This is a genomic window from Micromonospora sp. CCTCC AA 2012012 (assembly GCF_040499845.1).
Classification (GTDB): domain Bacteria; phylum Actinomycetota; class Actinomycetes; order Mycobacteriales; family Micromonosporaceae; genus Micromonospora; species Micromonospora mangrovi.
In genome coordinates, this window is record NZ_CP159342.1 from 5620108 (window position 1) to 5643836 (window position 23729).

The window sequence follows — 23729 nt, forward strand, 5'->3', positions numbered from 1 at the left end:
ACATGGCTCATGGCGTACCCCCGGCAGCCGCTCTTCGCCCCCAACGGTGCCGTCGCGACCAGCCAGCCGCTCGCGGCGGCCGCGGGCCTGGCCGTGCTGCGGCGCGGCGGCAACGCCGTCGACGCCGCGCTGGCCACCGCGATCACTCTGACCGTGGTGCAGCCGCCCTCGAACGACATCGGCGGCGACCTGTTCGCGATCGTCTGGGACGGCGAGCGGCTACACGGGCTGAACGCCTCCGGGCGGTCCCCGGCCGGGCTGACCAGGGAGATCGTGCTGGCCGCGACGGACCGGCGGGGCGCGGAGCCGGTCGACGCGCTGGGTGGTGCGCAGGCGACCGGGCCGGCGATGCCGGCCCGGGGCTGGCTGCCGGTGACCGTGCCGGGCGCCCCGGCCGGCTGGCGGGACCTGCACGACCGGTTCGGCTCGCTGCCCTTCGCCGAGCTCTTCGCGGACGCGATCGGCTACGCCGAGCACGGCTACCCGGTGGCCGCCGGCACCGCCGCGACCTGGGCCCGGGCGGTCGCCGCCCATGCCGGACCGGTCGGCGAGGAGTACGCCGAGTTCGACCGGGTGTTCACCGTGGACGGCCGGGCGCCCCGGCCCGGGCAGTGGTGGCGCAACCCGGACGCGGCGGAGACGCTGCGGCGGATCGCGGCGACCGGGGCGGCGGACTTCTACCGGGGTCGGATCGCGGCGGCGCTCGACGCGCACGCGGCCCGGACCGGCGGCCTGCTCACCGGCGACGACCTGGCCCGGCACCGCTCCACCTGGGTCGATCCGGTCAGCGTCCGCTACCGCGGGCACGAGGTGTGGGAGCTGCCGCCGAACGGGCAGGGCGTCGCGGCGCTGCTGGCGTTGGGGGTGCTGGACGGGGTGGACCTGGCCGCGCTGTCGCCGGAGGAGCGGCTGCACTGGCAGCTCGAGGCGGTGAAGCTCGGCTTCGCCGACGCGCACGCCCACGTCGCCGACCCCGAGCGGGCGCGGGTGCCGGCCCCGCCGGCCCTGCTCGACCCCGGCTATCTCGCCGCGCGCCGGGCCCGGGTGACCGACCGGGCCGGTGACCCGGTGGCCGGCGATCCGGAGCGGGGCGGCACCGTCTATCTCTGCACGGCCGACGCCGACGGCATGATGGTCAGCCTGATCCAGTCCACCTATCTGGCCTTCGGCTCGCGCGTGGTGCTCCCCGGCAACGGCTTCGCCCTGCAGAACCGGGGCACCGGCTTCCGGTTGGACCCGGCGCACCCGAACGTGGTGGCACCGGCCAAGCGGCCGTTCCACACCATCATCCCGGGCTTCCTCACCCGCGACGGCGCGCCGGTCGGCCCGTTCGGGGTGATGGGCGGCCACATGCAGCCGCAGGGACACGTGCAGCTGGTCTCCGCGACCGTGGACGCCGGCCTCGACCCGCAGGCGGCACTGGACACCCCGCGCTGGTACTGGCACGCCGGTCGCACCGTGCTGGTCGAGCCCACGCTCGACCAGCGCGTGGTCGCCGCCCTGCTCGGTCGCGGCCACGAGGTCACCGTCGCCGGGGAGCCGGCGGTCTTCGGGTACGGCCAGGCGATCTGGCGCCACCCGTCGGGCGGGTACGTGGCCGGCTCGGAGTCCCGGGTCGACGGCGCGATGCTGGGCTGGTGATCAGGCCTCGACCCGTTCCCGGAACGTGGTCCGGTAGGCGTGCGGGGTGGTGCCGACCCGGCGGGTGAAGTGGTGCCGCAGCGCCGCCGCGTCCCCGAAGCCGGCCTGGTCGGCGACGGTCTCCACGCTGAGCCGGGTCTCCTCCAGCAGGCGGCGGGCCAGCAGCACCCGCTGGTTGGTCAGCCAGTCGTGCGGGGTGGTGCCGGTCTCGGCGCGGAACCGGCGGGCGAAGGTCCTGGGCGCCATGCCCGCCCGGGCGGCCAGCTCGTCCACGGTCACCGTGCGGGCGAGGTGGCCCATCAGCCACTCCAGCACCGGTTCCAGGGTGGGCGCCTCGGGGGCGCGGGCGATCGGCGCCTCGACGTACTGGGACTGGCCGCCGTCCCGGTGCGGCGGGACGACCATCCGGCGGGCCAGCCGGGTGGCCGTGGCGGAGCCGTGCTCCTGGCGCACTAGGTGCAGGCAGGCGTCGATCCCGGCGGCGGTGCCCGCGCTGGTCAGCAGCCGGCCGTCCTGGACATAGAGGGAGTTGCACCGGACCCGGGCCTTCGGGTGGCGCTGCTGGAGCTCGTCGACGTGGCGCCAGTGGGTGGTGCAGTCGCGCCCGTCGAGCAGCCCCGCCTCGCCGAGCACGAACGCGCCGGAGCAGACGCTGAGCAGCCACGCGCCCCGGTCGGCGGCGCGGCGCAACGCGTCGAGCACCGCCGCGGGCACGGTCGCCCCGTCCGCGTGGGCCGGTACGGCGACCAGGTCGGCGTCCTCGACCGGGGTCAGGTCGGCGTGCGGGGTGAGCAGGAACCCGGAGCGGCTGCGGACGGGTCCTCCGTCGACGGTGCAGACGTCGAAGCGGTAGCCGGGGAAGCCGTCGGCGGTCCGGTCGGTGCCGAAGACCTCGGCCAGGACGCCGAGCTCGAAGGCGGCGACCTGATCGAGTGCCACGACGGCCACGGATCGGAGCATGTGACGAGGGTAACCCGACGACTGGCAGGAAATCGATGGGCGCTGGCATTTCTGCCACTGTCCGGCCGGTCCGGACGATTGCAGACTGGGTGCAGTCCGGTGCGCACCGGCGGCGAAACCACCACCAAACCACGCGAAAGCGAGCGCCGCCATGGAGTTCCTGCTGCTCTTCCTCTTTCTGCTCGCACTGGCCGCCGCCGCGGCCGCCGGACTCGGCGCCGACACCCGCGACTCGGCCGACTGGAAGCCCACGGCCGACGGTCGACGCTGGCGCTCCGGCACCTGCTGAGGTGATTTGCCCCTTACGAGCCGAAAATCTCCGGCGGGACCGCGCCAAAAGGGGCGGCCCCGCCGACGAAGGCCATCCGGCGTACGGCAGGCTAGGAGCATGGCTGACGGCTCCTGGTACGACGCCGACATCGACCACGTGATCATCTCCGAGGCGCAGATCCGCGAGAAGACAGCGGAGCTGGCCAAGCAGGTCTCGGCGGACTACGCCCACGTGCAGGACGGACTGCTGCTCGTCTGCGTGCTCAAGGGTGCGGTCATGTTCATGGCCGACTTCGCCCGGGCGCTGGGCCGGCAGGGTCCCCCGGCCGAGCTGGACTTCATGGCCATCTCCTCGTACGGCCAGGGCACCACCTCCTCCGGGGTGGTCCGGATCCTCAAGGACCTGGACCGGGACATCGCCGGCCGGCACGTGGTGGTCGTCGAGGACATCGTGGATTCCGGCCTGACCCTCTCCTGGCTGCTGCGCTACCTGGAGTCCCGCTCGGCGGCGAGCGTCGAGGTGGTGGCCCTGTTCCGCAAGCCCGACGCGGTCAAGGTGCCGGTCCCGGTGAAGTACGTCGGCTTCGACATCCCCACCGAGTTCGTGGTCGGCTACGGCCTCGACTTCGGTGAGCGCTACCGGGAGCTGCCGTACGTCGGCGTGCTCAAGCCCGAGGTCTACGCCCGCGCCTGACCCCCGCCGAGCTGCCCGTATCGGTACTCGTCAAGCGGACGTTCAGCGGACTCTCAGCTGTTCGGACTACGGTAGGGGTCGGTGGCGTGGAGGCACCCTCCACGCCCGACCCTCGCACCGCCGGACCGTGCGGTCGGGTGGCCGGGCGCCGGAGCTCCCGCCACGCCGGCTGAAACCCCGGTTCGCCGTACGCGTAACAGCTGGGCTCACAAGCTCACATCTGGCCCGCACGGTGTACCGTCGAATGACCGCGGCGCGGCAGTTCGCGCGCTTCGGGGTCGAGGCCGGCCCGCACGGCGGCTCCGGCCGCCGCCCGAGGCGGCGACACCATTCAGACGGTCAGGACGTCGATCAGGAGGATGCGGGCGCCTCGGTGCCCGACAACAGTATGGAACGTACGCGTTTCTTCCGCCGACCGGTGGTCTGGATCATCCTGGTCATCCTCGGCGCCGTTGTGCTCAGTCAACTCTTCACCGCTGGTCCCAGCTACCACCGGGTGGACACATCCGTGGCGCTCGACCAGCTCCACACCTCGAAGATCAACAAGGTCGTCTTCCAGGACAAGGAGCAGACGCTCCAGCTCGACCTGGCCCAGAAGACCAAGTTCGGTGACACCACCACCGACAAGATCGAGGCCCAGTTCCCGTACGAGGCCGGCGACGACATCTGGAACCAGGTGCTCGAGGCCAAGGCCGCCAACCGGGTCACCGGGCCGGCCGACGCCAAGGTCTCGTCGGACAGCATCTGGGTCAGCCTGCTGGTCAACCTGCTGCCGATCGCGCTGCTCGTGCTCCTGCTGCTGTTCTTCATGTCGCAGATGCAGGGCGGCGGCTCCCGGGTGCTCAACTTCGGCAAGTCCAAGGCGAAGATGATCACCAAGGACACGCCGAAGACCACCTTCGCGGACGTGGCCGGGGCCGACGAGGCCGTCGAGGAACTGCACGAGATCAAGGACTTCCTGCAGAACCCGGCGAAGTACCAGGCCCTCGGCGCCAAGATCCCCAAGGGTGTGCTGCTCTTCGGCCCGCCCGGTACCGGTAAGACGCTGCTCGCCCGGGCGGTCGCCGGTGAGGCCGGCGTGCCGTTCTACTCGATCTCCGGCTCGGACTTCGTGGAGATGTTCGTCGGTGTCGGCGCCAGCCGGGTCCGCGACCTCTTCGAGCAGGCCAAGGCGAACGCCCCGGCGATCGTCTTCGTCGACGAGATCGACGCCGTCGGCCGGCACCGCGGCGCCGGCATGGGCGGCGGTCACGACGAGCGCGAGCAGACCCTCAACCAGCTCCTCGTCGAGATGGACGGCTTCGACACCAAGGGCGGCGTCATCCTGATCGCCGCCACCAACCGGCCGGACATCCTCGACCCGGCGCTGCTGCGCCCGGGCCGCTTCGACCGGCAGATCCCGGTCGACGCCCCCGACATGGAGGGCCGCAAGGCCATCCTGCGGGTGCACGGCAAGGGCAAGCCGTTCACGCCCGACGTCGACCTCGACGCGGTGGCCCGGCGTACCCCCGGCTTCAGCGGTGCCGACCTGGCCAACGTGATCAACGAGGCCGCGCTGCTCACCGCGCGCAAGGAGCAGCGGGCGATCAGCAACGACTCCCTGGAGGAGTCGATCGACCGGGTCATCGCCGGTCCGCAGCGACGGACCCGGGTGATGAGCGACCAGGAGAAGAAGATCACCGCGTACCACGAGGGTGGGCACGCGCTGGTCGCCTGGGCGCTGCCGCACGCCGCGCCGGTGCACAAGGTGACGATCCTGTCCCGCGGTCGCTCGCTGGGCCACACCCTGGTCCTGCCGACCGAGGACAAGTACACCCAGACCCGGGCCGAGATGATCGACACCCTGGCGTACGCGCTGGGTGGCCGGGCCGCCGAGGAGCTCGTCTTCCACGAGCCCACCACCGGCGCCGGCAACGACATCGAGAAGGCCACCGGGCTCGCCCGGGCGATGATCACCCAGTACGGCATGAGCTCCAAGCTCGGCGCGCTGAAGTACGGCACCAGCGGGGACGAGCCGTTCCTCGGCCGCAACATGGGCCACGAGCGGGACTACTCCGACGCGGTGGCTGCCGAGATCGACGGCGAGATGCGCGCCCTGATCGAGCTGGCGCACGACGAGGCCTGGGAGATCCTGGTGGAATACCGGGACGTCCTGGACAACATGGTCCTGGAGCTGATGGAGAAGGAGACCCTCTCCACCGCCGACATGGCCCGGATCTGCGCCCGCGTGGTGAAGCGTCCGCCGATGGCGCCCTACCACGGCTTCGGCAAGCGTCAGCCCTCCACCGAGCCGCCGGTCCTCACCCCGGCCGAGAAGGAGAAGCTCAAGGCGCAGGCCACCGCCGACGGCATCTCCGTCGGTGGCTCCTCGAACAACTCGGACGGTACGCACTGAACACCGGCACCGCGGCCAGCCCCGAACCCTCGGGGCTGGCCGCCTCGTCCACCGAACCCGACAGCGACGACACCCTCGACTACGTCGCCGCCCGCCTGATTAGCGGCAAGCTCACCGGCCGACCCGTCGAGGAGGCCATCGACCTCGGCCGGATCGAGAAGGCCGTCCGGGAGATCCTCATCGCGGTCGGGGAGGACCCGGACCGCGACGGCCTCCAGCAGACCCCGGCCCGGGTCGCCCGCGCGTACGCCGAGCTCTTCGCCGGCCTGCGGGTCGACCCGGCGCAGGTGCTCAGCACCACCTTCGAGGCCAACCACGAGGAGCTGGTGCTCGTCCGGGACATCGACGTGATGAGCCTCTGCGAGCACCATCTGCTGCCGTTCCGCGGCAGCGCGCACATCGGCTACATCCCCGGCCCGGACGGGCGGATCACCGGCCTGTCCAAGCTGGCCCGGCTCGTCGAGGTCTTCGCCCGTCGGCCGCAGGTGCAGGAGCGGCTCACCTCCCAGATCGCCGACCTGCTGATGGAGCGGCTCGCGCCGCGCGGCGTCGTCGTGGTGCTGGAGTGCGAGCACATGTGCATGGCGATGCGCGGCATCCAGAAATCCGGTGCCAAGACCATCACCTCGGCCGTCCGCGGCACCCTCAAGGACGACGCCAAGTCCCGCGCCGAAGCGATGGCCCTGATCATCCCCCGCTGAACCGTCGACGAAAGGGCCCTTCCTCCACCGGAGGAGGGGCCCTTTTCCATGGCCGGGACGGCGGTCAGCCGGCCAGCATCGCCAGCACGATCCCGGCCGCGGTCACCACCGCCGGGACGAGGCAGACCAGCGCGCCGAAGCGCGGCGTCCGGTCCACCCGGTCGGTCGGCCGGGGCCGGAACAGCCGCCCCACCGCCAGCCAACCCGTCATGAAGGCGACCGCCGGCATCGGCAACCCGATCACCAGCGCCAGGACGGTCACCGGACCGGTGCCGGTGACCAGGAAGAGCACCAGCTGGAGCAGCGGGACGACCAGCGCCAGCGGCCCGTACACGAGCAGGTTGCGGGGTTGCGACGGCCAGCGCGCGATCCGGGGCAGACCGCGCGCGGCGAGCGTGTCGTCCGCCGCGTCGGCCCACCGGCGGGCGGCCTGCAACGAGGTCAGCACCGCGGTCGGCCCGGCCGACATCGACCGTGCCGCCTCGGTCAGCTCCGGCGGCGTGGGCAGCAGCGAGATCGGCGCCACGCCCAGCTCCCGCAGCCGCGAACTCTGCGGTGCCAGCCGGGCCCGCACCTCGGTCAACTCCTCCCGGGCGGCCTGCACCGAACGGGCCTGCTCACCGGCGGCGGTCGCCGCGGCCCGGCGTACGCCGTCGAGCTGGCGGGCGGCCGCGACGTAGTCCGCCCAGGCCGCGCCGACCGGATCGGCCTCGGTCACCGGGCGACCCGGCCGGGGTACGGGCACCGCCGTGCCGCTGCCGCTCATGTCGGTCCGCTCTCTGTTCGCGACTGCGGGGCTCGCAAACCCGGCTCACTCCTCGCGCTCACGGGCTGCTCTCTGTTCGCGACTGCGGGGCTCGCAAACCCGGCTCACTCCTCGCGCTCACGGGGCTTCCTGCCCGAACGGCACCAGGACCGTGCCCTGCTCGTCGGGGCCGTCCCAGAGCACCGCCCGGCCCGGGCGCGGACGCCACAGCACCGGCCGGTCGAAGAGCTGCTCCAACCGGGCGCCCGGCAGGTCCGTCACCACCACCGCGGTCAACTTGTCCACCTCACCCTCCGGCCCGAGCAGCGCGGCCAGCGGCGTCGCCGTCCGCCACCAGCCCAGCAGGTGCAGCCCGGCCGGCGGACCGGCCAGCAGCAGCGAGCGCAGCCGCTCGGCCGGCAGCTCCGCCTCGCCCGGCACGTCCAACCCGAACACCACCAGGTAGCCGGGCTCGTCGCTCTCCATCGCCGCCCGCAGGCCGGCGACATCCACCGTCTCCACCGGGTGCCCGGCCAGCGCGGCGACCAGCTCACCGGCCGCCGCCGTCGACCCCTCCACCAGCGGGGCCAGCACGAACCGGGCGGACGGCTGGTGCGCGGCGACGCTCCGGGCCGCGGTCACCAGCAGCCGGCACGCCTCCGCGTCCCGACCCAGCACGGCCAGGTTCCGGCCGGCGGCCGGCCCCAGCGGCACCGTCGCCGTCGAGCGTCGGACGTCCACCGCCCGCCCCAGGAGCACGGCCGGGCCGTGCGCCCGACCGGCCAACGCGGCCCGGTAGCGGGGATCGTTCCCCAGCAGCGGCCGGGCGTAGCCGGCGAAGACCAGCGGTGCGGAGGCCTCCTCCGGCCGGGCCGACCAGAGCCGGTGCCGCAGCTTGGCGAGGGTGTCGGGGTCGGCGTGCGGGTCCGGGAACCGGATCATCCGCTCGTGGCCACGGGTCGCCCCCCGGGGCCCGCCCAGCCCACCGGCCGTGTTCACCACCGCGCTGCCGACGGGCAGGCCGGCCGCCGCGTCGTTCGTCGGCTCCAGCACCGCCGACCCGCCCGGCAACGCCACCCGCACCGGGAACTGGCCGAGCAGCGGGTCACGCGGGCCGCCGAGGCCGAGGTCACCCTCGCCGGCCAGCACCAGGTGGATCCCGTACGCGCGGGCGGAGCGGGCCAGCGCGTCGAGCCGGGTCAGGAAGTCGGTCGCCAACCGGTCGCGCTCGCGTACCAGCAGGGGGAAGTTGTCGATCACGCAGACGATCCGGGGCAGCCGCTGGTGCTGACGCAGCTCACCGAAGCGCTGGCCGCCGGCCCGGCGCCCCGCCTCCTCGCGGCGGCGCAGCTCCGCCTCCAGCTCGCCGAGCACGTCCACCACGTACTCCCGGTCGGCGGCCATCCCGGCGGCCCGGACCTGCGGCACCCACGAGCGGTCCCGCTCGGTCTGGAGGAACTCCACGAAGGACTCGCCGTCGGCGAGGTCGACCAGATAGAGGACCAGCTCGTCCGGGCCGTACCGGGCGGTGAGGCCGAAGAGCACGTTGGTGAGGAACGCCGAACGCCCCACCCCGGACCGGCCGCTGACCAGCCAGTGCGGGGTCAGCTCGGTGAAGCCGAGAGTCACCGGCCGGCCGGCGGCGTCACCGACCGTGGTGGCCAGGCCGTCGGCGGAGGTCGACTCCCACAGCTCCCCGGCGGGCAGCAGATCGGTCAGGGCCAGCCGGGAGCCGTCCTCGATCAGCCGGGCCAGCCGGCGACACACCCCCGTCACCAGCTCCGCCGGCGGGTCGTCGTCCACGAAGACGGGAGAGTTCAGACCGCCGGGTGGCTCCCCGCCGGGGCTGCTGAACGCCGCCTCCGGCGGATCCCCCACCAGCGCGTACGCGTTACGCACCGCGACCGGGGTGGCCCGGGGCAGCGGATCCCGACCGGAGGGCGGCCAGCCGGCCACCACCAGGTGCAGACCGGCCCGGGGACCCTGGTCGGCCAGCCCCTCGACCCGGGCCAGGTCCGTGGCGCCGGTGCCGGCGGGCAGCGCGGCCACCACCAGCAGCAGCGTACGGTCGTGCCCGCGCTGTCGCGCGGTGCCGGCGCCGACCCACTGCTCGGCCTCGTCGAGGACCGCGCGCAGCCCCGCCACGTCCACCGCGGGCGGCGGCAGCAGACCCGCGTCGGCCAGCGGCGTGAACACCCCGAACACGTCACCGGTCGCGTCCACCGCCCGCACCAGCAGCGCACCGGCCGGCGTCGCGGCCAGCACCCGCAGCAGGACCGCCCGGAGCAGCCCCGCCACCCGGGGCTCGGTGGCGTCCGCGTCGACGCTCAGGTGGCCGCTGCCGACCAGCGGCACCAGGGCCGGGAACCGGGCGTCGTCCAGCGGTGCGGCGGTGCCCACCCGGACCAGCGGCGGCGGTCCGTCACCCGGAGGGGTGTCCTGGGCCAGGCTCTCCAGCGGCTCGCCGGACCAGCCCGGGGCGGCCAGCGCCGCCGCCGCCCGCAGCCGCTCCGCCAACTCGTACTGTCGATGATGGTCGGCGGGGGCGGGCCGGATCTCGTCGAGGATCCCGGCCGCGGCGACCGCGGTGGCGGCGGCCCGCCGGTGCAGGGCGGCGGCCCGGCCGGCTCGCGCCTTCGGACTCGCCACGGCGTCCACCTCTCTTCCCGAGGCCGACATCTCCTCCCCGACCAGTGACGGTATCCCAGCCGACGGCCCGCACGCCGGATGTCGGTCGGCGCTGCGCCGGTCTTTGCCGGCGGTTCGCCACGATCCGCCGATCTCAGGCATTGGGTACGCGACGCGCAGCCGATAGCCTCAGGAGGTGGAATCAGTGCAGCCCCCCGCCGGTTCCCAGGTCTCCCGCGTACCGGCGCAGCGGACCCCGCCGTCCGAGCAGTTGGCGCCTCCCGCGCCCGCTCCGGCGCCCGAGCGTCCGCGTCGCCGGCTGCGTACGGTGCTGACCGTGGTCGCGGGGGTGCTCGCGCTGGTCTGCGCGGGCGGTGCCGTCGCCGGCTACGTCCTGTACGACCGCGCCACCGCCCCGGACCGCAGCGCCCCCGACGTGGTGGTCGACAACTACCTGCGTGCCTTTCTGGTGGACCGTAACGACACCAAGGCCAACCAGTACACGTGCGAGGGCAACAACGATCTCGGTGCTGTGCGCGATCTGCGGGCCGAGGCGCAGCAGCGAGAAGCGAATTTCAACGTGGTGGTGCGGGTCAGTTGGGGGCCGCTGACCAGGGCGAAGAATCAGGGTGGGGAGTCGGTGACGACGACCCTGACCATCGCCAGCGCTGCGAATGGGCAGACGCGCAGCAGCCGGCGCGAAGACTGGCAGTTCGAGGTGATCCAGAAGGACGGCTGGCGGGTCTGCAGCGGTCGCAAGGTGGACTGAGACCGTTACTCGATCCAGAGCAGGTGGACCGGGACCTCCAGCGTGGTGGGTGCCTGGCCACGCCAGGCCCAGCGGTACCACTCCAGCTCGGGGGTGACCCGCACGCAGATGTCCCCGTCGGCGCCGGAGTAGGTTTCGGTGACCGCTCGCAGGTCCCGGTGCTCGACCGATTCGGCGATGTGCACCACCCGTCGGCCGGTCACCGCGTCCGCCTCGAACACCGGGGTCGGTGCCCGACGGCTCGGCGCGTCGAGGGAGACCAGCCGGATACCGGACTCCGCCGACCGGGTGGTGGGCCGGCGGTCGCCCAGCGTCTCCACCCACACCCGCTCGACCGGCACCAGCGGCGCGAAGACCTCCACCTGCTCCGACTCCGCCCGGTACCACTCGTGTTCCGGGATGACCGGCACGTACGTCCGACTGCCCTGGACCACCCGCTCGTCGGCACGCAGGTCGCCCCGCCAGCCCAGTCCGGGCAACCCGACCAGCACCCGCCGGCCGCGCAGCTCGACGCGGCCGGTGGCGGGAACGATCTCGATCGGTCGGGGCGGCAGCGGGGCCCAGTCGGGCTGGTCCGCGAACGGGTCGGGCAGCGGGCCGGTCATGCGTCGTCGGGCCTCACGGGGTGCCGTCCAGCGGTGCGCCCCGCTCCCGCATGAACGGCACCGGGTTGATCGCGCCGTTGCTGGACCGGTCACCGTTCACGTGCACCTCGAAGTGCAGGTGCGGTCCGGACGAGTTGCCGCTGGTGCCGGAGAGACCGATCACCTGGCCGGCCTCCACGAGTTGACCCGGCACCACGTGCGGCCGCTCGATCATGTGGCAGTAGCGGGTGATGAAACCCCCGGCGTGCAGGATGTCGACGAACCAGCCGCAGCCGCCCTTGCCCGGCCAGCCGTCCCGGTCGCAGTCCCGCCGCCCCGAGTGGTCCGGGTCGCAGCGGGCCACCAGCACCCGTCCGGTCGCGGCGGCGTGGATCTCGGTGCGCTTCCGCGCGGCGATGTCCACCCCGTTGTGGCTTGGCCGGTCGGCGGTACGGAAACCGGAGCCCACCCCGCCGGGAATCGGCGCGGTCCATCCCGACGCCGCGATCCGGGCACCGGCGGCGGCGTCGCAGACCGCCCGGCCGGCGATCTCCACGGTGCGGGCCGCGCCACCGGCCAGCGCGTCCACGATCCGGCTGGCCAGCTCCTCGTGCTTGCGGTAGGCGCTGGGATAGGCGCTGACCTGTACGCGCTGCGCCACCACGGTCAGCGGCCGGCGCTCCCAGTTCGGGACCTTGAGCATCTTCTCGTAGAACTTGCGGGCCGTGTAGGTGGGCGTCATCCGCTGCTGGACGCTGCCCCAGCCGGGCCGCTGCTGGAACAGGCCGAGCGAGTCGTAGTCCGAGCCGACACCCTCGTGCGGCAGGGCCAGGGACGCCGGCACCGTGCTGTTGGCCAGGTTCCGCAGCGCGGATTCCTGCATCGCGGTGGCGATGGCGATCACCCAGCCCCGGGCCGGGACTTTCATGTCCTGGCCGACCTTGATGATCACGGCCGCGTTGCGGAGCTGGCCCTCGCCGTACTCGGCGAACCGCGGCATGTCGCCGGTGATCTTGACCTGCTGCCCGACGGTGCAGGCGAGTCCGGCCTCGGTCATCCCGTCCTTCTTCTCCCCGCCCAGTTCGGTCAGGAAGAACGCCGCCGCGCCGCCGACGCAGCACAGCAGGGTGAGGACCGTGGTCAGCGCGGCGGCCAGCACGCCCAGTCGCAGCTTGCGGCGCAGCGGCGGAGAACCGGCGTCCCCGGGCAGCGCACTCATTGCCGCTCCCAGTCCACCGCGTCCACGAGCCACCGGCCGTCGGGGGACACCAGTTCCAGTCGGAGCCGGCCGTTGTCGAGCGGGATCAGTGCCTCGACGAAGGCGTCGGTCCGGGGCCGAAGGGTGACCTGCCCGGTCACCCGCCGCGCCGGCACGGTCTTCGGATCCGCCCCGGCCAGCTCCTCGATCAGCGCGGGCGTGGAGAGTGGACGCAGCCGTGCCTGCCACTCCTCGCCGCTGCCGGCCGCGCCGCCCAGCCAGGCGGTGGTGAACCGGTCGGCGGTCTGCTCCGGTGTCAGCTCGCCGGGCCGGGTCTTCGGTGAGGCCGGGGCCGCCGACGACAGCACTCCGTCGTCACCGGCCTCCGGGTCGACCGTGCTGATCGGTTCGGCCGGTCGGTTGCTGAGACCGGTCGTCGGGTCGGTCGGGCCGGCGACCAGCCGGGCCGCGCCGATCACGCCGAACACCAGGACGGCGATCACCACCGCGACGCCGAGCCGAGACCGCAGGACCCGGGTGAACAGGAACTCCATCGCCCGTCGCATCGCACTCACCGGGCCTCGGAGCGCACCCGGGGGGTCGGGTTCGCCGGTGCGCGCTCGGCGGAATCCGGGCGGTAGACGGCGAAGGCGGGTGCCTCCTCCGGCACGTCCGGCTCGGTCCAGCTGGCCGGCTGACGGCGCCGGGGACGGGGCGCGGTCCGGCCGCCGCCAGGCTGACGCTCCGCTGGCGGAGCCTCGTCCGCCCGCTCCTGACCGTCCGGCCGTTGCCGTTCCGTCACGGTGACGGCGGAGTGCGACGGGTCCTCGTGCCGGGCCTCCGGCCGCAGGGTGCTCTGTTCCAGCATCGGTCCGCGTCGCCGACCGATCGCCGGTTCCACGGTTCCGCCGGGCTCCACCACGTCGAGCCGGGCCGCCACCCGCATGTCGCGGAAGAAGCGGCGGTGCCAGGAGCCGGCCGAGCTGACCGCCTCGCTGCTGTCCTTGCCGCCGAGCTGGGTGATCCGCCGGTACGGGCGCAGCAGCAGCCAGCCCACCACGCCGCAGAGCCACACCAGCACCACCTGCAGCCAGCCGGGCAGGGTCGGCGTGTTCATGATGAGGTCGACCGCGAAGAGGTAGATGGCCGCGCCGGTGCCGAAGATGGCGATGTTGAAGACGGCCGCGACCACCGCGTTCGCCAGCCGACGCAGGCCGGCGCTCGCCGGACGCATCAGACCGACGGTGCCGAGGATCGGAGCGGCGATCACCGCCCACCGGAAGATCATGAAGCCGAGCAGCACCAGCACCGAGGCGGTCAGGTCGAACATCGCGAAGAGCAGCGAGGCCAGCACCGCGATGAAGCCCGCCCCGATCCGGTCCATGTCCCGAACACCCTGGAGATACTGGTACGCCTCCGGATCCTCCGACTTGATCTGCTCGGCGACCCGGGCCCACTGCTGCTGCTTGGCCTTGATGGTCGCCTCGCGGGTCGCCGGATTCTGCCGTAGCTTCTCCAACTCCTCCCACGAGAGCGACTTGGCGTCGTAGAGGGCAGGACCGTACTTCTTGGCGGTCTCGCTGTCGGCGGAGCCGAGCACGCCGCGCAGCCAGTTCCGGTAGAGCATCGTCTCGGTGGCCGTGTCACTCGCCCGCACGGCCGGGGGGCGGTGGTCCTTGCACGCCTCAGGATGCGTGGGGTCGTCGCACTGCCCGGGTGGGAGGTCCCTGGTCGCGGGGCCGACGGCGTCATGCACCACGCCGAGCGAGGTGATAAGCGTGTTGTCCGCGATGTTCGCTGACTTGACCGGCCAGGCGGCCAGGGCGGTGACCGCCACCATCACCAGCAACGCCCAGCCCGCCGTGGTCATGGCGTTGCTCATGTCGGACTGGCGCGAGCGCCAGAGCAGATAGAGGCCGACCACGCAGAGCGTCACGATGCCGAAGACGCTGAACACCTTTTTGTAGACGGCCTTGGTGGCCTGCTCCACCAGTGGGTCCGCCCAGCGCCACATCGAACGGGGATCCCAGGCGCGCTCGCGTAGCGCGTTCGAGGCACCGATCACCGCGTCGGCGAACATGAACTCGCCGTTCGCCACCATCGTGGTGAAGCGGTAGTCCGGATGGAGCACCGACGACGCGCAGCCGCCGTCCACGTCGTACGTGGTGTAGCTGTAGCCGGCGTAGCCGTAGTCGCTGTAGAGCCCCTTCGGGCCGGGCAGCTTGGCGGAGTCCGGGCGGGAGGCGAACCAGCCGGCGAGGCCGGAGTCCGGCGCGTCGGGCACCGGGGCGTTGCGGCACTCGACCTGGTCCTGGCTGACCTCGTGGAGCTTGGCGACGCAGGCGCGGAAGTCGGCCTGCCACTCCTTGGTGCTGCACAGCTCGGCCCGGGCCTGGGCGACCGGTGTCGCGCCGTACGCCGGTGTCGCCCCGACCACCGGCCAGGCGACGGTGGCCACGGCGATGACGCCGAGCGCGAGGAGGAGCGCCGTGATCCGTGCCCGGGCCCTCGCCATGTCACGCCTCCAGGTCAGGCAGGATGGTCGGCAGTTGCCCGGCCGCCACCTGGGCGACCGCAGCGGGAGTGGTGTCGAGGTGTTCCAGCAGTCCTTCGACGTACGACACGTCGACCCGGACCTTCTGCACCCGGCCGTCGACGTCGCGCATGACGAACTCGCGGAACCCGAGCCGGGAGGCCGAGCCGGCGTCCGCCTGGGAGAGCGAGGCGAGGGTCGCCTCGTAGCCGTCGTTCACCGGCACCCGGAGCAGCCGTAGCGCCTCGGAGGCGATCTCGGTGTCCTCGGCGATCCGGCCGACGAATACGGTGGAGACCAGGTTCTGCACGTCGAGGCCGAGGATGTCCTTCGGGTTCTGCGAGGCGACCAGCGCGGCGAGGTTCCACTTCCGGGAGTCGCGGGCGAGCCGGACGAGGAAGGACCGGCCGGACCGCCAGCCCTCCATGAAGTGCGCCTCGTCCAGGCCGACCAGCTTCCGGGACGACATCGAGCCGCCGTAGCAGCGCCGGACCGCGAGGCGGTGCGCGGTGTGCAGCATCGGCAGGGCGAGCGCCTCCTCGGCCGACCAGTACTCCCGTTCGATCTTGAGGTCGGGCAGCCGCAGCCCGGCCATGGTGATGACGGTGAGCGCCGAGTCGGCGCCGAGCAGCCCTTCCGGCGGCCGGCCGAAGAAGAGCATCGCCAGCGGCATCTCGGCGGTGTCCAGCAGCAGGTTGGCCAGTTCCCGGCCGGCGTCGTCGTCGAGCCCCTGCAGGCAGGCGACCACGTCGTCCAGGGTGGAGGTCTCCTCCGCCGGCACCTGGCGTACGGCGTGCCGGAACAGGGTGGCGGTGGACGCCTCGCGGGCCACCTGCGGCGGCACCAGCATCATGCAGATGTCCTGCACCAGCATCCGCCGCTCGGCCCGGGCGTTGGAGACGGCGATCTCGAACTCCCGGTCACCGGCCGCCCCCGCGCCGAACTCGGTGCGCAGCGGCGTCGGGATCAGCGCGTACGGGGCGAGGGTGCCCTGTTCGGAGCCGGTCAGGTTGAGCACCCGCGAGTACGGCCGCAGCTCCGGCATCGCGCAGAGCCGGGCCAGCGGGCCGGACGGGTCCAGCAGGGTCACCTGCACCCCGCGTCGGGCGGCGAGATAGCCGAGCGCGCCGAGCAGGGTGGACTTGCCACCGCCCGGCTCGGCGACGAAGACCGCGAGCCCGGAGCGTTCGCGCACCTCCATCGGGAAGTGCAGGTCGAGGAAGACCGGCCGGCGGCAGGTGCCGGCGGTCCGTCCGATCAGGTCGCCCCGCCGGTCACCGACGGTGGAGGCGGCCTGGGGCAGTGCCGCGGCGAGCAGGTTGACCGGCATCCGCCGGACGTAGCCGGTGTTGGCGATCGGCTCGCCGGGGATGAACTCGCGGGCCAACCAGTCCTGGTTCTTCGGGTGCTGGAGGGAGATCCGCAGTTCGCGGGAGTAGAGCTGGATGAGCCGCCGGGCCCGTTCCAGGCACTCCTCGCGGGTCCGGCCACCGACCGCGATCCGGTGCCAGCCGTGGGCGCGCGCCGAGTCCACCGGCAGGCCGGTCGTCATCTCGTCGCCGATCACCAGCGCCCGCTTGGCGAGCCGTTCCAGCTCGGGCGGGGCGTCGATGCCGTGCTCGGCGTAGTCGAGCTGCTGAGAGCGGATCATCCGCAGCCGGTGTTCGAGGTTACGGAAGGAGTCGTTCGGGCCGAGGATGTCGACCCGGGTGGAGATCTCCATCGGCCACGGCAGCCGCTCGTGGAAGTGCAGCCACGGTTCGTGCCGTTCGGGGATCTCGAGCGGCTCCATCCGGCCGACGGCCAGCACGGCGACGTGCCGTTCCTCGCCGGTCATCCGGTTGACCAGCTTGACCGTCGAGCCGTACGGGGTGCGGTAGCGCTCGACCTGCTCGGTGAGGGCGAGCAGGTCGCCCCGTTCCCAGTGGCCGTTGGTCACCGGGGAGAGGACGGTGGGGGGAGCCATGCAGAGCGCGACGGAGCGGTAGAGCAGCCACTCCAGCTCCTGCGCGGTGACCCGGCGGCCGCGCATGCCGAACGCGCCGAGCACCTCGTCGAACTGCTCGACGGTGCGGCCGAGCTTACGCCGTTCGGCGTCGGCGGTGCCCCGGCCGAAGGTGCGCAGCAGTCGCTCGGTGAGCGAGTCGCCGAGCGAGCGTCGGGCGAAGGTGACCCCGAGGTAGGTCTGCCCCTCGGCGTGGTTGACGGCCATCAGGTGCCGCTGGGCGGCGACCAGGTGGTCGGCCCAGCCCTGGGTGCCGGGGACGTCGGGCAGCGGCGACGCGGTGTGCGCGTCGATGGTGCGGGCCCACTCGTCGGCGGGGAAGGGGCGGGTGGTGCGGCGCAGGTGCAGCCGGAAGCCGGCGAGGCCGGCGTACTGCTCGGAGATGGCGGCGAGCAGCGCCTCCCGCTCCGCGTCGGGGCGGAACGCCCACCGCACCTCGGGCAGCCAGTACCAGGCGGTGACGGTGTTGGGGGTGAAGGTGAGGTGGCCTGCGATCTCGGTGACGGCCAGGTCGATGGCCGGGTCACGGTCGCCGAACTTGATCTTCGGCGGTCGTACCCGGGTCGGCTTGACCGGCTTGTCGGTGCGCTCGGCGGCGGACCGCTGTCGGGGCGGCACCATCTCGCGGCTCGGCGGGGCGGCGACCTCGCGGACCGGCGGCGCGGTCAGCTCGTGGGCGGTCGCCGCAGCCATCTCGCGGCCGGTGCCGGTGGCCGCCGTCGGACCGTGCGGGACGGGCGGCAGTTCCGCCGGAGACCCCGGGTCGGCCAGGTCCGGATCGGCCAGGTCCGGCTCGACGGTCGGGCGGAGCACCGGGAGCCGGTCGCCCGCCTGGTGCGGCACCCGGGTCCGGGCTGCCCGCCGGTGTGCGGGGTTGGCGCTCCCGGCCTGGGCGTCCGGTGGGTCCGGTCGCTCGGGGGCGGCCGTCGGCGGGACGTCCGGCGTCCGGCGGAGCCGGCCCGCCGGTGCGTCCGGGTCGGCCGCGCGGGCGCGATCCACCGACCGGGCCGGGTCGGCGTCGCGGGACCGGCCCACGGACCGGTGCAGGTCGGTCTCCCGAGACTGGGCCGCCGACCGGTCGAGGTCGCTCTCGACGCCGACCGTCCGGTCGACGTGGGTGTGCTCGCGGGACCGGGCCGCGAGTCGGTCCTGCTCGATGGCGTGCCGGGCCGACGGCTGCTCCTGCGGGCCGTCCGGGAGCCGGCCGGGCCGGCGCTCGACCGGGGGCGCGGCGACCGGCTCCGCGGGCGCGGCGTGCTGGTGCGGGATCGGCAGCGCCTCGCGGCCCACCCCGCGTCGCGGCGGGGCCACCACCGGCTCGACGGCCGGCAGCGCGGCGGGTCGGGCGGCCGGCAGTGACGCCGGGCGGCGGGCGCCGGGCTGCGCCCCGCCGAAGAGGTCGAGGAAGGGCGAGTCGATATCGCCGCTGTCGGGGATCACGGGCGGCTCGCCGGTCGGCGCGACCCGGTTCGCCGGCGGTCGGGGCGGCTGGAAGACACCGACGCGGCCGTGCCCCGGGGTGCCCAGCAGGGCGGGGTCGAGCTCGACCTCGTCCAGCTCGTCATCCTCGGGGTAGTCGAACGATCGCGCTCGGTTACCGTACGGGCCGACCTGGCGACCTGCCGGGGAGCCCGGCGTGGACGAGCGATTCATGCGACCGCCTCACCCGTGTGCTGCGACTGCCCGTACGGCGTACGCCCGGTCATGCCAGTTCCTCCCGGATCCTGATCCGGCTCGCCCGCAGGCGCGGGTCGCGCAGCTCGGCGGCCGGCTCCCGGGTACGTCGCCAGTCCGTCAGCGCGGTGCGGATGACCATTCGCGCCGGACGGTCCGGGTCGACGTGCCGGAAGATGAACGAGGTCGTCACGATGGCGAGGGAGATCTCCCAGGCGGGGAAGAGATCCACCTGAAACGTGAACAACCAGTGGATGAACACATAGAGGGGTACGAGCAGCATGAACAGGCCGTACTGGGCGTACGGCAGGTGGACGGGAAGGGTGTAGCCGGGCGGCCCAAGATAGACCAGGCGGGCCCGGTAGATGTCGTCGTCGGTGCGCAGCCGCATTGTCGCCCGCGTCCTATTGGAAGATCAGGTCGATCAGGTAGTCACCGACGAAGAAGAGTGTCGCGGCGCCGGCGATGAAGGCCAGGCCGACGATGGCGATGGCCGAACTGGTCAGCACCTTGGAGATCTCGCCCCGGCTGGCGCGGCCGATGAAGATGACGCCGAGCACGGCGAGCAGGATCGGCGCGATCTTGCTGGCGAAGAAGGTGACGATGCCGTTGGTGTCGATGCCCTTGGGGGCCGGCTCGGCGAGTGGAGTCGACGCCAGGGTGTGGAGCGCGTGGTCGACGGTGGACGTCACCGTCCCCATGAGCTCGATGGCGATCACTGGAAACCTCCCCATGTCGCGGCCGGCGATGCCGCGGTGGTGCACTGGTCAAGCCTGGCGGGATTGTGCTCACTCTGCGCAGCGTCGTCGACGCTGCGTTCGTCACTCGCCACGGAGGGTGGTGAGCTTTGGGCGGATTCTTCCCGCTTCGGCCTCCCTCCAGGCTTCGCCATCTCGATGCTGGGCAATTCCAAAGCGTACGGGCCGACCCCCTTTGCGACAACCCGCGAAGACTCGACCCGATCCGACCCGGACGACCGATCGTACACCTGTTCCAATGCCCACGTCAGGGCTGCTTCGGGCGGTCCCGCCCCGGGCCGCCGGAGCCCCTGCTGACGACCGGTACGGTCTAGTCGTGACCGATCTGGTACGGGCGCAGGCCCCGGTGGTGATGGGCGTCCTCAACGTCACGCCCGACTCCTTCTCCGACGGTGGGAGATACGCCGATCTCGACGCCGCCGTCGGACACGGAGTGCGACTGCGCGAGGCCGGCGCCGACCTGGTCGACATCGGGGGCGAGTCCACCCGCCCCGGCGCGGACCGGGTCGACGCCGGCACCGAGACCGCCCGGGTGCTGCCGGTGATCCGCGCGCTGACCGCCGCCGGCATCCCGGTCAGCATCGACACCAGCCGGGCCCGGGTGGCCGAGGCGGCCCTCGCCGCCGGCGCCGACGTGGTCAACGACGTCTCCGGCGGGCTCGCCGACCCGGACATGGCCCGGGTGGTCCGCGACGCCGGCTGCCCCTGGGTGCTGATGCACTGGCGCGGCCACTCGCGGGGCATGCGCGAGCTGGCCAGCTACACCGACGTGGTCGCCGACGTCCGGGCCGAGCTGGGGCAGCGCGTCGACGAGGCGCTCGCCGCCGGGGTCGCCGCCGACCGGATCATCGTCGACCCGGGGTTGGGCTTCGCCAAGACCGCGGCGCACAACTGGGAACTCAGCGCCCGCCTGCCGGAGCTGCTCGACCTGGGCTTCCCGCTGCTGTTCGGGGCGAGCCGCAAGTCCTACCTGGGCCGACTCCTCGCCGGCCCGGACGGCACCCCCCGGCCGACCGCCGGGCGGGAGGCGGCCACCATCGCCACCAGCGTGCTCGCCGTCGCCGCCGGCGCCTGGGGGGTACGCGTGCACGACGTCCGGGGCACCGCCGACGCCCTCGCCGTCTGGCGCGCCACCGGCCGCCCCCGCCTGACCGACCCGGCCCGCACCCGGGTCGGAACCGGCGCAGCGGCCGGCACGGGAAGAGCGGCCGGCACGGGAAGAGCAGCCGGCCCCGGAGGACCGGGCGGCACGCGGAGGGCGGGCAGCACCGACGGCGCAGCCGGTCCGGAGAGCACGGCCGACACCGACAGGACAGCCGGCACCGGGGGACCGGGAGCCGGGAACGGGGGAGCGGAATGACCGACCGGATCGAGCTGACCGGCCTGCGGGCGCACGGCCGGCACGGCGTCTACGACTTCGAGCGGGCCCAGGGGCAGGAGTTCGTCGTCGACGCCGTGCTCGAACTGGACCTCGCCCCGGCGGCCCGCTCTGACGAGGTGACCGACACCGTCCACTACGGCGAACTGGCCGAGAAGCTGGTCGCGGTGGTCACCGGCGAGCCGGTCAACCTGATCGAGACCCTCGCCGACCGGCTGCTCACGGTCTGCCTGGCCGAACCGCTGGTCGGCGCGGCGACGGTCACCGTGCACAAGCCGGAGGCCCCGATCCCGCACGCCTTCGCCGACGTGGCCGTCACGATGCGGCGTACCCGATGACCCGGGCCGTGCTGTCGATCGGCAGCAACCTCGGCGACCGCCTCGCCCACCTGCGCGGCGCGGTGGCCGCGCTCGGCGACGCGGTGCGGGTCGTCTCGGGTGTCTACGAGACTCCACCGTGGGGGGACGCCGACCAGCCGGCGTACCTGAACGCGGCGGTCATGGTCGTGGACCCGGCGGCGGACGCGCGGGACTGGCTGGCCCGGGCCCGCGCCGCCGAGGCGGCGGCCGGCCGGACCCGCGACCCGGAACGCCGCTTCGGGCCGCGCACCCTCGACGTGGACGTCATCGCGGTCTGGGACGACGCGGGCCAGCCGGTGCTCAGCGACGACGCGGAGCTGACCCTGCCGCACCCTCGCGCCCACCTGCGGGCCTTCGTGCTGCGACCGTGGATCGACATGGAGCCGCACGGTCGGCTGCCCGGCCACGGTTGGCTGACCGACCTGCTCAACGCCGAGCCACTGGCGTCCAACGCGCTGGAACTGAGTCCCCGGCCCGATCTGGCGTTAGAGTCGGACGCATGACCCTGTGGAGCCGGACGGCATGAGCCAGGCGCAGTCCCCGCGCGGGGGCGACCCCGACTTCCGGATGGGCCCCACCCGGATCTCCACGCTGGTCGTCGCCGCCCTGGCCGCCGCGGCGTTGGCCTGGCTGCTGATCAGCACCTTCTACTACGACGTCACGCCAAACCTACCCTGGCTGCCGGTGGTCACGCTGGCCGGGCTCGCGGTGCTGGAGGCGTACGCGGCGGTCAACACCCGCGCCCGGATCGAGCGGCGGCCCGGCCGGGAGCCGGTCAACCCGCTGCTGGTCGCCCGCTTCGTGGTGCTCGCCAAGGCCTCCGCGCTGGCCGGGGCCATCTTCGTCGGCGGTTACGCCGCGCTGACCGGCTGGCTCTTCGTGGAGGACACCAACGCCGCGATCGGGGACCGGCCGTCGGCCGGTGCCGGGCTGCTCGCCTCGCTGGCCCTGGTCGCCGCCGCGCTCTGGCTGGAGCGGGCCTGCCGCGTGCCGGAGCAGGAGGACGACGAGGACCGCCCCGCCGGCGACCGGGAAAGGCGTCCCGGCCAGCGCTGAGTCGGGGGTTCCGCCCACCCCGGCCCGCAGGTACCGTCCCTGGCGACCGGAGAGCAACGGCCGCCGCCGGTCCGCCCGCGTCGGACCCTGGACGGCCGCGACGTGGGAGGCACCCACCATGGGGTACGACGAAACGGGCCGCACCGGGCCGGCGGAACCGTCGTCCGGAGTGCCCGCGGCGGTGCTGGAGAACGTCTTCGACGACCCCCTGCACGGTGAGCCCGGGCGGGACCGGATCGCCGTGCACGTGGTCTGGGAGATCGTGCTGCTGGCCGGGCTGGGCGCCGCGGCGTACCTGCTCTGGCGGGCGGACCCGGCCGTCCTGCGCGGTGCCGGCCTGAAGTCCCTGCTGGTCGACGTGGTCGCGCTCGGCCTGCTGGTCCTCGCCGCGGGGCTGAGCCTGCGCGTCGCCGCGGTGAACCTCGCGATCGGCCCGGTCGCGGTGGCCACCGGGCTGCACCTCGCCGAGCAGGGCGACCGGGGGCTCCGGGAGGCCCTGCTGCCCGCGTTGGTCGTCGCCGCGCTCGGCGGTCTCGCCCTCGCCCTGGCGGTGGTGCTGCTGCACGTGCCCGCCTGGGCGGCGAGCCTGGCGGGGGCGGCCGGTGTGATCGTGTACATCGAGCGGCGGGCCGCGCCGGTCGCGGTCCAGGGCGGGTACGACCCCCGCCGCACCGCCTTCTACCTCTTCGCCGGCTTCGCGGCGGTGGCCGTCATCGGCGGTCTCCTCGGCGCGGTCAAGGCGATCCGGCGGCTGGTCGGCCGGTTCCGTGCGGTCGCCGATCCGGCCCGCCGCCGGGGCGCGGTCGCGGCGGTGGTGACCGCGCTGGCGCTGGTGGTGTCGACCGTGCTGGCGATGCTGGCCGGTGTGCTGATCGCCGCCAACGGCGACGGGCCGGTCGCGCCGACCACCGGGCTGGACTGGACGGTGCTGGCGGTCGGCGCGGCGCTGCTCGCCGGCACCAGCGCGTACGGCCGCCGGGGCGGGATCTTCGGCACGCTCCTGGCGGCCAGCCTCGTCGTCGTCCTCCTCGCCTGGGCCCACGCCCGGGGCTGGGCGCCGAACCGGTGGGCGGTCGGCGGTGCCGTCCTCGGTGCCGGTCTGCTGGTGACCCGCCTGGTCGAGGCGTTCGGCCGGCCCCGGACTGCGGCCGGCGACACCGAGACCCTCCCGCCCGCCGACGGCACCATCAGCGCCGGTTGGTCGCTGGCCCGTCCCGGCCGGGTGGAGAACTGGCCCCCGGTGCTGCCGGTGCAGGCCACCGAGAGCCCGGTCGACCCGTGGGAGTCCGCCCCGCGCTGGGAGGCCGGCGCGCAGCGGTGGGACGCCGACGACCGGTGAACCGCGTCGCCCCGCGTCCGACGGGCCGCCGGTGATCTCGCC

The 23729-nt window shown here is 73.7% G+C and carries 20 protein-coding genes and 2 pseudogenes; 12 read left to right on the forward strand and 10 right to left on the reverse strand.

Going from position 1 to position 23729, the window contains the following annotated elements; genetic code table 11:
- Positions 1–9: 9 nt before the first annotated feature.
- Positions 10–1641 carry a gamma-glutamyltransferase family protein gene (locus ABUL08_RS25250; protein WP_350932468.1) on the forward strand — a complete coding sequence of 544 codons (1632 nt, stop codon included), beginning with the start codon at positions 10–12 and terminating at the stop codon, positions 1639–1641.
- On the opposite strand, the gene ABUL08_RS25255 is transcribed toward ABUL08_RS25250, so the two are convergent.
- Positions 1642–2601, reverse strand: a complete 960-nt coding sequence (locus tag ABUL08_RS25255) for a GlxA family transcriptional regulator (RefSeq protein WP_350932470.1) — start codon at positions 2599–2601, stop codon at positions 1642–1644.
- Between the two features lie 151 nt (positions 2602–2752).
- Here ABUL08_RS25255 and ABUL08_RS25260 point away from each other — a divergent pair, with 151 nt between their 5' ends.
- The 4 genes from ABUL08_RS25260 to folE all read left to right on the forward strand — a co-directional run bounded on the left by ABUL08_RS25260 (position 2753) and on the right by folE (position 6661).
- Positions 2753–2890, forward strand: a complete 138-nt coding sequence (locus ABUL08_RS25260; RefSeq protein ID WP_350932471.1) for a hypothetical protein — start codon at positions 2753–2755, stop codon at positions 2888–2890.
- 99 nt (positions 2891–2989) lie between these two features.
- On the forward strand, positions 2990–3565 hold the full coding sequence (gene hpt / locus ABUL08_RS25265) for a hypoxanthine phosphoribosyltransferase (protein WP_242794821.1): 576 nt from the start codon (positions 2990–2992) through the stop codon (positions 3563–3565).
- A gap of 388 nt (positions 3566–3953) precedes the next feature.
- A complete protein-coding gene (ftsH, locus tag ABUL08_RS25270; RefSeq protein WP_350932472.1) occupies positions 3954–5960 on the forward strand; it encodes an ATP-dependent zinc metalloprotease FtsH in 2007 nt (668 codons plus the stop codon).
- Between the two features lie 35 nt (positions 5961–5995).
- Entirely contained in the window at positions 5996–6661 is a 666-nt protein-coding gene (gene folE, locus ABUL08_RS25275; RefSeq protein ID WP_350938838.1) for a GTP cyclohydrolase I FolE, read from the forward strand.
- A 64-nt stretch (positions 6662–6725) separates the two neighbouring features.
- On the opposite strand, the gene ABUL08_RS25280 is transcribed toward folE, so the two are convergent.
- Complete coding sequence (locus ABUL08_RS25280; RefSeq protein ID WP_350932473.1) at positions 6726–7427, reverse strand: hypothetical protein; 702 nt, start codon at positions 7425–7427, stop codon at positions 6726–6728.
- A 117-nt stretch (positions 7428–7544) separates the two neighbouring features.
- The gene (locus ABUL08_RS25285; protein ID WP_350932475.1) at positions 7545–10064 is read right to left on the reverse strand and encodes an FtsK/SpoIIIE domain-containing protein; all 2520 of its coding nucleotides are present in this window, start codon (positions 10062–10064) and stop codon (positions 7545–7547) included.
- A gap of 175 nt (positions 10065–10239) precedes the next feature.
- Here ABUL08_RS25285 and ABUL08_RS25290 point away from each other — a divergent pair, with 175 nt between their 5' ends.
- Positions 10240–10803, forward strand: a complete 564-nt coding sequence (locus tag ABUL08_RS25290) for an Rv0361 family membrane protein (protein WP_350938840.1) — start codon at positions 10240–10242, stop codon at positions 10801–10803.
- A 5-nt stretch (positions 10804–10808) separates the two neighbouring features.
- Here the strand turns inward: ABUL08_RS25290 and ABUL08_RS25295 are convergent, their stop codons facing one another.
- The 5 genes and pseudogenes from ABUL08_RS25295 to ABUL08_RS25315 form a co-directional block, all read right to left on the reverse strand.
- Entirely contained in the window at positions 10809–11408 is a 600-nt protein-coding gene (locus ABUL08_RS25295; RefSeq protein WP_350932476.1) for a hypothetical protein, read from the reverse strand.
- 13 nt (positions 11409–11421) lie between these two features.
- Positions 11422–12606 (reverse strand): M23 family metallopeptidase, encoded by a 1185-nt coding sequence (locus tag ABUL08_RS25300; RefSeq protein ID WP_350932477.1) that lies wholly within the window; start codon positions 12604–12606, stop codon positions 11422–11424.
- Positions 12603–13160 (reverse strand): hypothetical protein, encoded by a 558-nt coding sequence (locus tag ABUL08_RS25305; protein ID WP_350932478.1) that lies wholly within the window; start codon positions 13158–13160, stop codon positions 12603–12605. Before ABUL08_RS25305 ends, ABUL08_RS25300 begins: the two co-directional genes overlap by 4 nt.
- Positions 13157–15100, reverse strand: a complete 1944-nt coding sequence (locus ABUL08_RS25310) for an MFS transporter (protein ID WP_350932479.1) — start codon at positions 15098–15100, stop codon at positions 13157–13159. Before ABUL08_RS25310 ends, ABUL08_RS25305 begins: the two co-directional genes overlap by 4 nt.
- Before the next feature lies 1 nt (position 15101).
- Positions 15102–18139: pseudogene (locus ABUL08_RS25315) on the reverse strand (ATP-binding protein); the annotation flags it as partial.
- Between the two features lie 97 nt (positions 18140–18236).
- On the opposite strand from ABUL08_RS25315, the gene ABUL08_RS30710 reads away from it, so the two are divergent.
- On the forward strand, positions 18237–18482 hold the full coding sequence (locus ABUL08_RS30710) for a hypothetical protein (RefSeq protein ID WP_377521858.1): 246 nt from the start codon (positions 18237–18239) through the stop codon (positions 18480–18482).
- A gap of 343 nt (positions 18483–18825) precedes the next feature.
- Here the strand turns inward: ABUL08_RS30710 and ABUL08_RS25320 are convergent, their stop codons facing one another.
- Together ABUL08_RS25320 and ABUL08_RS25325 are read right to left on the reverse strand one after the other, a co-directional pair.
- Positions 18826–19188, reverse strand: a complete 363-nt coding sequence (locus ABUL08_RS25320) for a hypothetical protein (RefSeq protein ID WP_350932481.1) — start codon at positions 19186–19188, stop codon at positions 18826–18828.
- Positions 19189–19201: 13 nt separating this feature from the next.
- Positions 19202–19516 (reverse strand): hypothetical protein, encoded by a 315-nt coding sequence (locus ABUL08_RS25325; protein WP_242794811.1) that lies wholly within the window; start codon positions 19514–19516, stop codon positions 19202–19204.
- 355 nt (positions 19517–19871) lie between these two features.
- On the opposite strand from ABUL08_RS25325, the pseudogene folP reads away from it, so the two are divergent.
- The 5 genes and pseudogenes from folP to ABUL08_RS25350 all read left to right on the forward strand — a co-directional run.
- Positions 19872–20723 (forward strand): annotated as a pseudogene (gene folP / locus ABUL08_RS25330) (dihydropteroate synthase); the annotation flags it as partial.
- A 188-nt stretch (positions 20724–20911) separates the two neighbouring features.
- Positions 20912–21271, forward strand: coding sequence for a dihydroneopterin aldolase (gene folB, locus ABUL08_RS25335; RefSeq protein ID WP_350932482.1), 360 nt, complete (start codon positions 20912–20914; stop codon positions 21269–21271).
- Entirely contained in the window at positions 21268–21795 is a 528-nt protein-coding gene (gene folK / locus ABUL08_RS25340; protein WP_350932483.1) for a 2-amino-4-hydroxy-6-hydroxymethyldihydropteridine diphosphokinase, read from the forward strand. The genes folB and folK overlap by 4 nt, the downstream gene beginning before the upstream one ends.
- Positions 21796–21859: 64 nt before the next feature.
- Positions 21860–22348, forward strand: coding sequence for a DUF3180 domain-containing protein (locus ABUL08_RS25345; protein ID WP_377521876.1), 489 nt, complete (start codon positions 21860–21862; stop codon positions 22346–22348).
- 118 nt (positions 22349–22466) lie between these two features.
- Complete coding sequence (locus ABUL08_RS25350) at positions 22467–23687, forward strand: ABC transporter permease (RefSeq protein WP_350932486.1); 1221 nt, start codon at positions 22467–22469, stop codon at positions 23685–23687.
- Positions 23688–23729: the final 42 nt, after the last annotated feature.

Excerpts from the sequence above, each read along its gene's own strand:
- ABUL08_RS25295 (WP_350932476.1), bottom strand. The coding sequence starts at position 11,408 with ATGACCGGCCCGCTGCCCGACCCGTTCGCGGACCAGCCCGACTGGGCC.
- hpt (WP_242794821.1), top strand. The coding sequence starts at position 2,990 with ATGGCTGACGGCTCCTGGTACGACGCCGACATCGACCACGTGATCATC.
- ABUL08_RS25250 (WP_350932468.1), top strand. The coding sequence starts at position 10 with ATGGCGTACCCCCGGCAGCCGCTCTTCGCCCCCAACGGTGCCGTCGCG.
- ABUL08_RS25255 (WP_350932470.1), bottom strand. The coding sequence starts at position 2,601 with ATGCTCCGATCCGTGGCCGTCGTGGCACTCGATCAGGTCGCCGCCTTC.
- ABUL08_RS25350 (WP_350932486.1), top strand. The coding sequence starts at position 22,467 with ATGGGGTACGACGAAACGGGCCGCACCGGGCCGGCGGAACCGTCGTCC.
- folK (WP_350932483.1), top strand. The coding sequence starts at position 21,268 with ATGACCCGGGCCGTGCTGTCGATCGGCAGCAACCTCGGCGACCGCCTC.
- folB (WP_350932482.1), top strand. The coding sequence starts at position 20,912 with ATGACCGACCGGATCGAGCTGACCGGCCTGCGGGCGCACGGCCGGCAC.
- ftsH (WP_350932472.1), top strand. The coding sequence starts at position 3,954 with ATGGAACGTACGCGTTTCTTCCGCCGACCGGTGGTCTGGATCATCCTG.
- ABUL08_RS25345 (WP_377521876.1), top strand. The coding sequence starts at position 21,860 with ATGGGCCCCACCCGGATCTCCACGCTGGTCGTCGCCGCCCTGGCCGCC.
- ABUL08_RS25280 (WP_350932473.1), bottom strand. The coding sequence starts at position 7,427 with ATGAGCGGCAGCGGCACGGCGGTGCCCGTACCCCGGCCGGGTCGCCCG.
- ABUL08_RS25300 (WP_350932477.1), bottom strand. The coding sequence starts at position 12,606 with ATGAGTGCGCTGCCCGGGGACGCCGGTTCTCCGCCGCTGCGCCGCAAG.
- ABUL08_RS25320 (WP_350932481.1), bottom strand. The coding sequence starts at position 19,188 with ATGCGGCTGCGCACCGACGACGACATCTACCGGGCCCGCCTGGTCTAT.
- ABUL08_RS25260 (WP_350932471.1), top strand. The coding sequence starts at position 2,753 with ATGGAGTTCCTGCTGCTCTTCCTCTTTCTGCTCGCACTGGCCGCCGCC.
- ABUL08_RS25310 (WP_350932479.1), bottom strand. The coding sequence starts at position 15,100 with ATGGCGAGGGCCCGGGCACGGATCACGGCGCTCCTCCTCGCGCTCGGC.